Origin of the sequence: Corynebacterium sp. KPL2680 (genome assembly GCF_040225675.1) — a bacterium.
GTDB classification, from domain to species: Bacteria; Actinomycetota; Actinomycetes; order Mycobacteriales; family Mycobacteriaceae; genus Corynebacterium; species Corynebacterium rhinophilum.
Genome location: NZ_JBEHFM010000011.1, coordinates 78512 through 91337 on the forward strand (window position 1 = coordinate 78512; position 12826 = coordinate 91337).

Consider the following 12826-nt stretch of genomic DNA (forward strand, 5'->3'; position numbering starts at 1 on the left):
CTTCGCCACCAAAGGTTGTCAGAAGTTCTAAAGTGATAGCGTTAATGAGACCAATGACCAGCTCGCACGGAAAAGGCAACAAATGACGCACACCAGCCCTGGTGCAGACTGCAACGCCCCGGAATTCTTTGGGTTGGTATGGCCTGGCAAGCAGGCCGCGCGCGCTGCGGCGGAGACTCCCCTAGCCGCCGAGTTTGAGCTCGATACTGCGTTAAGCAGCTCTACCACCTCACCCAATAGCATCCACTTGGCCGATAACCTGCCGGTTCTACAGCACTGGGTTTCCACGGGCGAAACCTTCGATGTCATCTACATCGACCCGCCGTATAACACCGGCCGGGACTTTGTCTATCGCGATAATTACCGCGCGCGGCGAGAGGTAAATTCCGGCAGCTATGCCCAATGGCACGCCGAGTGGCTGTCCATGATGTTGCCGCGGCTCATCCTGGCGCGCCGAATTCTGGCGGAGAACGGCTTTATATTCGTCTCCATCGGAGAGGACGAGGCTGCTAATACCCGCAAGGTTTTAGACGAGGTTTTTGGCGAGGGCTGCTATGCCGGGCAACTCATTTGGAAAAAGGCTGGCACCGGGAAAAACGATTCCAAGTATGCGGTGGTAGAACACGAATACATCCTCTGCTATGCCAAGAACCCGGATAACCCCGGATTCAATGTAGATGCTGAGGGCTATACGAGCACCAAATATAACCACGAGGATGAACGTGGCAAATACTCCTTGGTGCGCTTAGATTCTAAGACTCTGGGGTATCTGCCATCGCTTGATTTTCCCATTTCCTCTCCCGATGGCACGCAACACTGGCCTGACCAACCGGCTGGCCACAGCCAGGTAGCGCGTTGGCGCTGGGGCAAGGATATGGTGGCAAAGCGCTACGATGAGCTGGTCTTTCGGCGCGGTTTTGTCTACACCAAGAACTATCAAAAAGCAGGGGCGCGGCCGCGTTCCATCCTCGATGGGCCAAGGTTTGGCGTAACGCGCACCGGACGCCGCGACGCAGAGGACGTCATGGGCGTGGAGGGAATCTTTGATTTCCCCAAGCCAGTGCGCCTTATCAAGCATCTCATCGCCATTGGCGGCGGCGCCGATGCCCGGGTGCTCGATTTTTTCGGGGGATCAGGCACCACGGCGCAGGCGGTCATCGAACTCAACCGAGAAGATAAGGGTGAGCGCAGCTTTCACCTAGTGCAAATTCCAGAGCCCACTGCCCCGGACAGTGCGGCGCGCCGAGCAGGCTTTCTCAGCGTCGCGGATATTTGCGTCGAGCGCGTGCGATCCGTGCCTGGGTCCTCTTTCCGGGCCTACCGCGCGATCTAGGTTTCGCGAGTGCCGTCGGGCCTGCCGGGAATGCCGAAGAAGTCCAGGACGCGGTCAGTGGCGAAGAACTTTCCTACTTCATTATTTTTGTCTCCAAGACCACCCGGCCACACGTGGGAGCCGCCACCGATGCGGATATGCTCTAGCGGTGCGGTGCAGCCCCGCCAATGCATGTCGAGGGCATTATTGACCAAGCGGTTGGTGTCTACCTTCTCCGAGCATTTATTGCGCTTGCGGTCCTGCTCTAAGACAGATTCAACGGAGAAATACTTGGTCTTGTGCCGGGTTCCGCCGTAATAGCCCACGACGGGGTCATCGGTGCCGTGCATATCGAGGCGCCCTACGGGTTCATGGGCACAGTCTTTCAGGATATCTTCGTAATATGCTGCGGAAATGGTGGCGACCGAGTGGAAGGTGCCGGGCATCTGACAAGCCAGGTAGGCAGCAAAACCGCCGCCGTTGGACATGCCGGTGGCAAAAAGCCGCGAATCATCCACGTTATAGGTCGCGCGGAGGGAATCGAGGATATCGAGCACGAATTTCTTGTCCTCGCTCCCGCTGGTTTCCGCATATGGCGCGGGGCTCCACGCTTTTTCCTTTCCTGCAGGAAATACGGTAATAGCTTGTGCCGCATCGAGGCGGGAATAGTCGCGCAAGTTTTCCGCGGACTGCCCCCACCCGTGAAAAGCCATCACGACAGGCCACTCTTTTTGGGCCGTATATTTTTCCGGCACGCTGAGAATAAATGAGCGACCAGACGGCAGGTTAATCGTCGTATAGGAACCGGGTTCTGGGCCGCTGAGCGGCGCAGAGGTAGGAATCCCGAGCTGCGAGGCAGCCGAACCGTGCGATTGCGTGCTTTCGCTGCGTACCGCCGAGTCCGATTCTTCCTCATTATTTGCGCATGACACGACCAAAGCCGCCACGCAGCACAAGACTGCGGTGCTCAACGTAGCGCGCACCGGCCTCCGCCTCATGATTTTCGTCCCTTCTGCCAAGCGGCCCATAACTGTTTATAACGGCCCCCATAATTTAGCAGCTCTGCATGGCGACCCTGTTCTACTACCCGGCCATTATCCATGACCACGATGGCATCGGCACGCGAGGCCTGATCCAGTCGGTGAGCGACCACCAAGGCGGTCCGCCCCTCCATCACAGTCTCTGCGGCGTCCTCTAAGGATTCAGCACCCACCGAGCCTGCTTCTGCCGTGGCTTCATCCAAGATGATGATGCGCGGATCCAGCAGCACGATTCGGGCAAGCGCCAATTGCTGCGCCGCCACCGGGGCCAACGGCATGCCCTGCGCGCCCACGATGGTATCGAGGCCCGCCTCCAGATCGAAGAACCAGTCAGCCTGCACTTGGCGCAATGCCTGCACCATTTCCGCATCGGTGGCCTGTGGCGCCGCGAGTGCAAGATCCTCGCGCAAACTCCCAGAAAAGACGTGCACCTCCTGGGAAACGAGGGCGAGGCGCTGGATACGCTCGGCATCGGAAAGCAGCGCAACCTCGACGCCATCGACAAGCACGGTGCCTTTATCCGGGACGCGCAAGCCCGCGAGCAACGCGGCCACGGTGGATTTTCCCGCGCCAGATGCCCCGACGAGGGCCACCGTTTCGCCGGGCTTAATCGCAAGGTTGAGCCCCTCGACGGCCCAAGAGTTATCGCTATAGCGGAAGGAAATATCGCGCATGTCCACGCTGCCATCGCCCCGCGGTGCCCCGCTATCCGGCACCGGTTGGGGCGGATCGATGACCACGCCCACGATGCGCGCCAACGAGGCATATCCAGATTGCACCGTATCAAGCACGCGCATCAGCCCCATCAGCGGCCCGCGCAGGCGTATGAGCAATAACATCGCCGCGGTGACCGCGCCAACAGTAAGCGCATTGGCCTGCACCACCCAGAAGCTTACTGCCAAACCGCTGCCCAATAAGACCAGCTCAATGCCGGTGAGGTGGGCCTGGAGTACCATCATCGTCCGGCGCGCGTTATATCCTTCTTCCACCACACGCGTTGAAGCCGCGCCGATGCGATCGTGCATCGTCTTTTCCATGCGGAATGCGCGCACCGTATCCCTGCCGTGGATCGCCTCCAAAAGCCGGCGGGCGCGGACCGCCATGGCGGCGCGCTCAGCGGCATACCGGTCAGGGGCGCGCCGCAGATAATACCGGCCGGCTAAGAAATACAGCGGGGTCACGGCAACAATAACCACGAGGTATTGCCAATCCACCGTAAGCAGCGCGACTCCCGTCGAGGCAATGGCAAAAATGGACTTCGCCAGCACGGGGACCGTCTCTGTAACCGCAGCGGATAGCTCAGCCACGTCATCGGTTGAACGCGATACCAAGTCCCCAGTTCCGGCATCCTCGATGCGGTGCGTGGGAAGGCCGAGTGCCGTAGAGACCATATCCTCGCGCAGGGACGCAATAACGCGCTCGGTCAGCTGGGACAGAACATAGAATCCCGCCGCCGACAATGCGGCAGATACGGCGGCGACCCCGATGAGCAGGACTCCGAGGAGGGCAATGCTGGTGCCTGTCGTCACGGCATCGACGATCTTGCCGAGCAGGATCGCAATGCTGACATTGGCCGCTGCCCCGGCGATCAAGAACACCACGGCAATAACGGCGCGCCGGCGCGCGTGCGGGATGGCCGAGAGCTGCTGCGCCACGACCTTTCTCACCTGTGGCCAAGTGGCGGTGGGAAAACGCATTAGGATTCCACCCCCACTGCATGCCACGCAGGCGCCGATGTATAGACGATGGTGGGTTTATCCTTCCGGTAGTCCGCAACGCGGTGGGCTACTTCTTGTTCGGTAACGGAATCGACAGCTGTGGTTGGATCAGAAAGAATAAGCACCTCCGGATCCGCGGCGATAGCGCGGGCAAGGGCAACCCTTTGCTGCTGGCCGCCGGATAGGTTGTTCCCGTGCTCGCCCACCTCGCGGTCCACACCACCGGGGATATCCTCGCCCGCGGCCACCTCTAGAGCCCGCGCGGCTGTGCCTGCATCCGGATGAATATTGTCCTGCACGGTTCCGGTAAACAGCGTGACCTCGTGCGGCACGACGATGAATTTCTCCCGGGGCAGCTCCCGCAATTCCTCCGGAGCATGCCCATCGATGGCGGTGATACCCGGCCGTAGCGCAGGAACCTGTGGCGCGGCGTCCTCGGGAAGTCCAGGAGCGCCCAGCAGGCCCACGATTCGCTGCGCACTCGCCTGCGCCGCGGCCCACCGGGAGGCAATATTTCTTCCCAGCATGGTCATCGGGGTAATGATGAATTGGGTAAGGCCAATTACCATAATGAGCTCACCAATGCTCATCTGCCCATCTAGCGCCAGGTAGCCGGCGGCAATCGCGACGGCGATGACATAGGTGGACCCGAGCGCCTCCGTAGAAGCATTCAATCCAGCCTGCGCTGCATTGGCCTCAACGGTTCGCTCGTAGGCGGCATCGGAATCGCCCGCATACCGCTTGCGCACCGTGCCAATCGCCCCGATCCCCTTAATAATGCGCAGGCCATGGACAATATCCGTCGCCGTCGCGCTAGCGCGGCCCAATGCTGCTTGCCGGATACCAGAACGCTTGCGCAACGGACCAGCCGAGCGCAGCGATCCCCACACCACGATGGGCCCGCCGCATAAAATGGCCACGCCTAGCGGCAGATTCACCCGGCTGGTCATCACCGCGACATAAATGATGGACGTAATCTCTGCCACCGGAAAAACCGTCATCATCACGGCATTTTGTACGCGGGTAGCATCGGTCGAGGCAATGGCCAATAACTCCCCTGGCGTGCGTTTCGGCCCGGCCATCCCCTTGGGATCCATAATCCGTTCCGTGATGGCCATGCGCACGTCGTGGCCGATAACCAGCATGCTGCGCGCGTTGAGCCTGCGGCCCCACCACCCAGTGACGGTATTTACGGCGAAGGCTAGGACCAGGAGTGCAAGCCACCACCACAGTCGCCCTATCGATCCTTCCACCACCGCTTCATCGATGGCATAACCCACGATGACCGGCGTTGTGCCATTGAGAACGAAGGAGATAGCCATGCACACAGCGGCGGGAATGGTCATCCCAGGCCTAGTGAAGACGGTTTTCAGCAACCACCGTGGATCTGATGGTTCTGGAAGTGTTGCCATAACAAGCCATTCTAATTCCCGGTAGGTTAGATAGCCTATGTCGACTCGCCACCCCAACCCCCAACACTTCCCCAGCTACCGCAATCCCTCTGCGAAGCAGAAACCTACCTTTGGCACCGATCCCCAGCGCACCCAGGCGGCGCGCGCCTTTCACCACGGTGCGCACACCTATCAGGACGTCCGCCCCCATTACCCGGCCGAGGTTGCTGCACTCATCGCCGGCGCCCACCGCGTTGCCGATATCGGCGCCGGCACCGGCAAGCTCACTGAGTCCCTCACCAACCCCAACGTGCTTGCGGTCGAGCCATCGGCAGATATGGCCCGCGTGCTCCAACACCGCTTGGACATTCCCATCATCCGCGCCACGGCCGAGCACACCGCGCTTGCCGATGCCTCCCTCAACGCCGCCTGCCTCGCCCAAACCTGGCACTGGGTCGATGTTGCCGCCGCCTCCGCCGAGCTGGACCGCATCCTCGCGCCGGGCGGGCGCGTCCTTTTAGTGTGGAATACCCTCGATGTACACGCGGATCCCTGGATCCTTCGGTTAAGCCGCATCATGCACTCCGGCGACGTGCATAAGCCCGGCTTTTATCCGGAGTACAAGTCACCCTGGACCTTAGAGCGCGAACTCCGGCTGAGCTGGACTCACGAGCTCACCCCAGAACAGCTCCACCAACTCATGCACACCCGTTCCTACTGGCTCAGAAATAGCGAGGCCATCCACGAGCGCATGACCCACAACCTGAACTGGTACCTCTACGAGCACATGAGCTTTTCGGCCGGGCAAAAACTGCACATCCCGTACCGCACGGATGCATTCGTGCTGGTACGGGAGGAGTCTATCTCGAGGGACTGATTACAGGAGAACCTGGGCCAAGAGGGAGCCGACCACACAGGAGGTAAATACGGAGATCGCTCCGGGGATGAGGAACGAGTGGTTGATGACGTATTTGCCAATTCGCGTCGTACCCGTGCGATCGAAGCCAATGCAGGCCAAGTCAGAAGGATAGGTTGGCAAGATGAAGTAACCATAAGCTGCGCCGTAGAAACCAACAATGACAGCCGGGTCAATGCCCAATTGCAAGCCAATAGGGGCAATTGCTACCAGTGCAGCAGCCTGCGAATTGACCAACTTGGACACAACCACCAACACGACGGCGTACGTCCATGGGGCCGCCTCGACGACAGAACCCAAGTTCGTTTCCAGGGCATCGATATGAGATTGGAAGAACGTATCTGCCATCCACGCAACACCGAAGACCGAAAATACAGCGGTCATGCCGGCCTTGAATACTGGAGTAGACGCAATCTTTTTGGTATCCACTTTGCAGCTAAGAAGGATGATGGCGCCGGCGACGAGCATGACCATCTGGATCACTAGATTCATCGATACCGGGCTCAGCTCGCCATCATCACCAGGAACCAGCGGGCGCAGGAACTCGAAAGCGCCGAGGAGGACCACGCAGGCAATAGCGACAAGGAAAACGACTACTGAACGCTTAGCCTCGCGGGAAAATTCCTTACCGATGAGCGAATCGGCGCTCTCATTGATGCTGGCGGCAAACTCTGGGTCTTTCATCCGTTCTTGGAAAGCCGGATCCTTGTCCAGGTCCTTGCCGCGACGCAGCGACCATAACGCGGCGAGAAGAACACCGCACAAGGACGCGGGTAGCGCCACCGTAAGAATCTGCGGAATCGAATAAGCCTTGTCGATAGCTCCAGCATTTTCCGCAAGGATCGACGCAAGAGAAACGGTAGCCACAGACACCGGTGAAGCGGTAATACCCATCTGCGCCGAGGTCGAGGCCACTGCCATCGGGCGCTCAGGACGGATTCCCTTTTTGAGCGCGATATCTTGAATAATCGGAAACATGGTGTAGACCACGTGGCCAGTACCGCACAGTACGGTGAGGAACCAAGTGGTCAGTGGAGCCAAAATGGTGATGCGCTCTGGATGAGCACGCAAGAACTTCTCCGCATGCTGCATCATCACTTCCAAACCTTGTGCTTGTTGCAGTGTGGCTGCACAGCCGATAACGGCAATGATCGTCAGCATGACCGACACAGGGGGCTCGCCCGGTGCCAATCCAAACACGAAGACCATCAGCATCAAGCCGATGCCAGAAATTAATCCGAGGCCGATCCCGCCATAGCGGGTGCCCAAAAGCAAAGCACTTAAAATGATTATGACTTGAAGCACGATAGCCAGGACTGAATCCGGGGCAATCACATTCGCTAACATGTCATGCCTTTCAAACAGAAAGTAAATGGTTGACAAGTTTTATCCTATCGGCGCCATAGTGCTCTCACCGAAGTAAAAAGGAGAGCGAAGTGTCACACCATTGTTGGTGACACTTTTGCTCTCCTAAGTGGTAAAATACCGGGTTAACCGGCGAAATTATGTAGTTTTGAGGCGTCCTGATGCCTCTTCAATGAGCTCCGGCTTTGCTGGCGAGACAAGCTCAACTACACCTCACGTGCCAACCCCGAAAGCTGTTGCGCACTATTAGTTGTCGATTCCTCAGGCCTTGTCCTTCTCAGACTTCAGGTCAATCTTATAGTGCAAGTGATTTTTCACTGCGGGCCACTCATGCCGCAGCACGCTATACACGCAGGTATCTCTGACTATCCCGTTATCTAGTATCTGGTGGCCGCGAAGGATTCCATCAAGATGTGCCCCTAGGGATTCCAACGCGCGGCGGCTATCACGGTTAAAGGAGTTGGTGGTGAAGAACACGGATAAGCAATCAAGCTGCTCAAATGCGTGGCCCATGAGGGTCAGTTTGCAATCTGCATTAACCGCAGTATTCTGCGCGGATTGCCTGTACCAAGTGTATCCGATTTGTGCGCGCCTATTACCCAGATCTAAGGCCTGATAACCAGTCATCCCCACCGTAGTGCCAGCAGAATCAAATACCGTAAAAAGCTGCGACCCGTGGGAGTCATACCAAGAAATGCGCTCTTCCACGGCTTTTTCCATCTCGCTTGGTGATGGGACCTTGGTATACCACCGCTTCCATAAGTCCCCGTCCTGCACCGCCTCAGCCAGTCCAGGGGTATGGTCTACGCTCAACGCCTTGAGAGTGATATGTTGCCCGCGCAAGATCTCGATTTTCTGTGACACCGTATTTACCTTCTTGCTTTCTGGGCCTAAGCCAATGATCTAATGTCTTTCAAGCTTAGCTGCCAATGACACCGAGCGTAATGAGGTAGATAAAAACGAGCGGAGCTCCCACGGTTGTGAAAGCTTCGCTCGTTTTCGCAGTGAACTCTTATTTCCGCTTTTTACCTCGGCGTTCGCGCACGCGCACGGCGATGCGGATGGGAGTGCCGTGGAAACCAAAGCGCTCGCGGAACTTGCGCTCAAGGTAGCGCCGGTAGGACGCGTCGAGGAATCCAGTGGTAAAAAGAACAATCGTCGGCGGCTGGGTCGATGCTTGCGTAGCAAAGAGCACGCGCGGCAAACGATTATTCTTCATCGGCGGCGGATTGGCAGCAATCGCCTCACGCATCCAGTTATTGAGCTGGCCAGTGGACACGCGCTGATCCCAGCTTTCTAGGGCCTCGATCATGGCCGGCTCCAGCTTTTGCAAGGCACGGCCGGTCTCAGCCGAAATATTAACGCGGGTCACCCACGGCAAGTGCCGCAGCTGCTCGTCAATCTCGCGGTCGAGGTAATAGCGGCGGTCCTCGTCCATCAGGTCCCACTTATTGAACGCGATGACCAGTGCCTTGCCGGATTCCAGCACCATATTGAGCACGCGCTGGTCTTGCTCGGAGATCTCCTCGGAGGCATCGATAAGCATGATGCATACCTCGGCCGCATCGATGACGCCGCGGGTGCGCAAGGACGCATAATACTCGTGGCCCTGCGCGTTCTTGACCTTCTTGCGCAGGCCCGCGGTATCGATGAACTTCCACAACTGCTCATCCAGCTGCACCAGCGAGTCCACGGGGTCTACCGTGGTGCCGGCGACATTATCTACCACCGAGCGCTCCTCGCTGGTGAGCTTATTGAGCAACGAGGATTTGCCCACATTAGGTCTGCCGACGAGCGCGACGCGGCGAGGGCCCGACGTAATCGAGGTCTCGCGCGGTTCTTCGGGGAAGCTGCGCAGGATCTCATCCAGCACGTCCGCGCCACCGCGCCCGTGTTGTGCGGACACCGGCCACGGGTCCCCGAGGCCCAAGGCATAGAACTGCGCCATATCCGCATACTGGTTATCGGAATCGAATTTATTCGATACCACGATGACCGGCACCGGGGATTTTTGCAGGCGGCGCGCCATAACCTCATCGGTTTCGGTAATGCCCACTTTGGTGTCTACCACCATCACGATGACATCGGCGGTATCCATCGCCATTTCTGCCTGGCGGGCGATATCGGCGTGCATGCCTTTAACGTTGGGATCCCAGCCGCCGGTATCCTGCACGATAAAGCGCTGCCCATTCCAGTCCGCCACGTAGGAGACGCGGTCACGGGTCACGCCAGGGTGATCTTCTACAACGGCCTCGCGGCGGCCGAGGAAGCGATTAACCAACGATGACTTGCCCACATTCGGCCGGCCCACAATAGCGACGGTGCACAGGGCTTCTTCAGTGGCATCGGCAAAGCCCAGCGATTGTGAGAGCTGCTCCCACTCGTCCTCACTGAGAGGCTGCTCTAGGTCTTCCTCATCCCCGTAATCGGCCTCGCCGAACTCTGACTCATCAAAGTCGTAATCAAATTCTTCAGCATCGAAATCGTCCGTAGCCCACCCCGGCGAGGTCTCTACCGTTTCCTCGTCGAACTTACCCGCAGGGTAATGGAACTGCGTGACTTCTTCCTCTGGGGACTCAAAATCTTTATTGCTCATGAGCGGGACTCCTTAACCACGTTGATAAGAGCCTGCACGACGTCCTCCGGGCTCATGTCAGAGGTATCGACAATAGTGGCATCGTCGGCTGGGCGAAGCGGCGAGGTGGCGCGGGAAGAATCCGCGGCGTCGCGGCGCTGCACATCTGCCAGTACCGATTCAAAATCGGAGGCGATGCCGGCCTTTTCGTTTTGACCGTGTCGGCGCTGCGCGCGAACTTCCGCCGAGGCCGTCATGAATGCCTTGGCGGGGGCATCGGCAAGCACCACGGTGCCGATATCGCGGCCCTCTACGATGGCGCGGTGGGCGCGTTGCGCCAGCGTGCGCTGCAATGCCACCAAGTTCTCGCGCACCTCTGGGATGGCAGATACTGCGGAGACGTTCTGGGTGACCTCGTCTTCCCTGATGACGCGGGAGACATCGGCGCCATCGAAAAGCACCTGCGTGGAATCCGGATCATCGGAAACCTCCAAGGGCAGATTCGCCGTCGCGGAAATCACCGCTTCCTTGTCCGCGGGATCCACGCCTTGGCGCAATACCGCCAGGGTTGCCACCCGGTACATGGCGCCGGTATCGATGTATTTTGCGTCCAACTGCTTGGCTAGGGCCCGGCAGGTCGTGGACTTCCCCGTTCCGGAAGGGCCATCGACCGCGAGGATCAGGCCTTCATCAGGCATATTCGAAATCATTACATCCCCACCGCCTTGTACAAGCTCGTCAACTCGTTGGAATTTAGCGCGCGCAGCCCGCCGGGCTTCATATCGCCCAATTGGACCGTGTGCAGCTTGGTGCGCACCAGGCGCTGTACGGGGTAGCCGGCTTCCTTCAGCAGGCGGCGCACGATGTGCTTGCGGCCTTCGTGCAGCTCGACTCGGACCAAAGAGAACCCCTGGTTCTTGTCCACTACCTGCACAAAATCGGCCTTGGCTAGGCCATCTTCTAGCTCGATGCCCTCTTTGAGCTGGCGCACCAACTTATTATCGGCCTCGCCCAATACCGTGGCCAGGTAGGTTTTCTTCACCTCATACTTGGGGTGCATCAGGCGGTTGGCCAATTCCCCATCGTTGGTGAGGATGAGCAGGCCTTCCGTATCCGCATCCAAGCGGCCAACGTGGAATAGGCGCTGGCCCGAGGCAACCTTTTCAGAAACCACGTCACCCACGCAGGGGCGGCCGAGATCATCTGACATCGTGGACTGCATTCCGCGGGGTTTATTGAGGATGAAATATTCTTGGTCCTCGTTGACGTTGACGCGAACGCCATCAACGCGGATGACGTCCACGGCTGGGTTGACCTTCACGCCCTGCTTGAGGATGACATTGCCGTTTACTTCAACGCGGCCGGCATCAATGAGGATTTCCGCGTGGCGGCGCGATGCGACGCCCGCCTTGGCCAAGACCTTTTGCAGGCGCTCGCCCTTGGGCTTATCGTCATCGACCAGCCAGTCAGCGCCCAAATCGCGCGCTACCGATGCAGCGGTGGCCTTCTGCTTTTTCTTGGAAACGTGTTGATTACGAGCCGGTTTGGCATTAGAGACAACGATATCGCTGTCTCGCTGCTTCTTATCCGGTGTGCCGTCACGGCGAGCGGGAGGAGTCACTTAAGTGTCCTTTTCTCTCGAAGATATGAAATTACCTGCGTGAGTCTACCCCACCTCAGTACTCTTCGTCGATTGCATCGACATCTGGGAGAAGCGGTGCCAAATCAGGAAGGCGTTCCAGCGAGTCTATACCTAGCAGTTCGAGGAAAAGCTCGGTGGTTTCATACCGGTGCGACGCTCCTTCAAACTCGTCCTGCGGGAGCTCGCGGATGAGCCCTCGCAGGTTAAGGGTGCGCATTACGCCGTCCACGTTGACACCGCGGACCGCAGAGACCTGCTGGCGTGTGACCGGTTGGCGATAGGCCACGACGGCTAGCGTTTCCAAGGCCGCGCGCGAGAGCTTCGTTTGCGCCCCATCCAATAAAAACTCCTCCACCGCGCTGGCGTTTTCCTGGCGGGTATAAAACCGCCAACCCTCAGGGGTCTCGCGCAGCTCAATTCCAGAGCCGCGGTTGTCGAATTCGCGTTGAATGGTCCGCAGGCAGTCACTAATGACCGCCGGTTCCACGTTAAGCGCCCGCGCCAAGGACTCTACGGATGCCGGCGAATCAAGCACCAGCAAGACCGACTCGAGCCGGGACCGCAATTGCGAAATGAGCGGAAGATCCATGCCTCTTAGATTACAACCAGCGACGGCGGTGCTAGTACTAGTCCCAATTTGCTGCTGCAACGACTGCGGGATCTACGTCCAAGCCGGTCCAGGAAAGGTCCAGCTGGCCCAGCGGTTCCTGCTGCTGGGCATCAACCGCCTTGGCCTTAAATAGTTCCAAAAGCGCCAAGAACCTGCCGACGAACTGACAAGTGGTTATTGAATCGGGGGGGCGGGAGCATAAACTTGGCCTGTGGCGGGGTGCGGGGGGGGGGGGGGGTTGGGGGGTGGGGGGGGGG

Annotated in this window: 11 protein-coding genes and 1 pseudogene; 2 read left to right on the top strand and 10 right to left on the bottom strand. The window is 58.7% G+C overall.

Annotation, left to right across the window (positions count from 1 at the left end; genetic code table 11):
* Window positions 1-82: 82 nt before the first annotated feature.
* On the top strand, window positions 83-1333 hold the full coding sequence (locus tag ABRP66_RS07175; RefSeq protein ID WP_349838516.1) for a site-specific DNA-methyltransferase: 1251 nt from the start codon (window positions 83-85) through the stop codon (window positions 1331-1333).
* Here ABRP66_RS07175 and ABRP66_RS07180 read toward each other — a convergent pair.
* From ABRP66_RS07180 to ABRP66_RS07190, 3 genes are read right to left on the bottom strand one after another with little or no spacing between them, the layout of a single operon-like run.
* On the bottom strand, window positions 1330-2259 hold the full coding sequence (locus ABRP66_RS07180; protein WP_349838517.1) for a CE1 family esterase: 930 nt from the start codon (window positions 2257-2259) through the stop codon (window positions 1330-1332). The genes ABRP66_RS07175 and ABRP66_RS07180 overlap by 4 nt on opposite strands.
* Before the next feature lie 47 nt (window positions 2260-2306).
* Complete coding sequence (locus ABRP66_RS07185) at window positions 2307-4049, bottom strand: ABC transporter ATP-binding protein (RefSeq protein WP_349838518.1); 1743 nt, start codon at window positions 4047-4049, stop codon at window positions 2307-2309.
* Window positions 4049-5482, bottom strand: coding sequence for an ABC transporter transmembrane domain-containing protein (locus tag ABRP66_RS07190; RefSeq protein ID WP_349838519.1), 1434 nt, complete (start codon window positions 5480-5482; stop codon window positions 4049-4051). The genes ABRP66_RS07185 and ABRP66_RS07190 overlap by 1 nt, the downstream gene beginning before the upstream one ends.
* Before the next feature lie 37 nt (window positions 5483-5519).
* Between ABRP66_RS07190 and ABRP66_RS07195 the strand changes: the two genes are divergently transcribed.
* On the top strand, window positions 5520-6338 hold the full coding sequence (locus ABRP66_RS07195) for a class I SAM-dependent methyltransferase (protein WP_284770704.1): 819 nt from the start codon (window positions 5520-5522) through the stop codon (window positions 6336-6338).
* On the opposite strand, the gene ABRP66_RS07200 is transcribed toward ABRP66_RS07195, so the two are convergent.
* From ABRP66_RS07200 to ABRP66_RS07230, 7 genes and pseudogenes are all read right to left on the bottom strand, one after another.
* On the bottom strand, window positions 6339-7724 hold the full coding sequence (locus ABRP66_RS07200) for an anaerobic C4-dicarboxylate transporter (protein ID WP_349838520.1): 1386 nt from the start codon (window positions 7722-7724) through the stop codon (window positions 6339-6341).
* Window positions 7725-8003: 279 nt separating this feature from the next.
* Window positions 8004-8606, bottom strand: coding sequence for a GNAT family N-acetyltransferase (locus ABRP66_RS07205; RefSeq protein WP_349838521.1), 603 nt, complete (start codon window positions 8604-8606; stop codon window positions 8004-8006).
* Window positions 8607-8754: 148 nt separating this feature from the next.
* On the bottom strand, window positions 8755-10338 hold the full coding sequence (der, locus tag ABRP66_RS07210; RefSeq protein ID WP_284772285.1) for a ribosome biogenesis GTPase Der: 1584 nt from the start codon (window positions 10336-10338) through the stop codon (window positions 8755-8757).
* Window positions 10335-11027 carry a (d)CMP kinase gene (cmk, locus tag ABRP66_RS07215; RefSeq protein WP_023022241.1) on the bottom strand — a complete coding sequence of 231 codons (693 nt, stop codon included), beginning with the start codon at window positions 11025-11027 and terminating at the stop codon, window positions 10335-10337. Before cmk ends, der begins: the two co-directional genes overlap by 4 nt.
* Window positions 11027-11938 (bottom strand): pseudouridine synthase, encoded by a 912-nt coding sequence (locus ABRP66_RS07220; protein ID WP_284772284.1) that lies wholly within the window; start codon window positions 11936-11938, stop codon window positions 11027-11029. The genes cmk and ABRP66_RS07220 overlap by 1 nt, the downstream gene beginning before the upstream one ends.
* Window positions 11939-11993: 55 nt before the next feature.
* Window positions 11994-12548 (bottom strand): SMC-Scp complex subunit ScpB, encoded by a 555-nt coding sequence (gene scpB, locus ABRP66_RS07225; RefSeq protein WP_284772283.1) that lies wholly within the window; start codon window positions 12546-12548, stop codon window positions 11994-11996.
* Between the two features lie 37 nt (window positions 12549-12585).
* Window positions 12586-12735, bottom strand: a pseudogene (locus ABRP66_RS07230) (segregation/condensation protein A); the annotation flags it as partial.
* Window positions 12736-12826 lie beyond the last annotated feature (91 nt).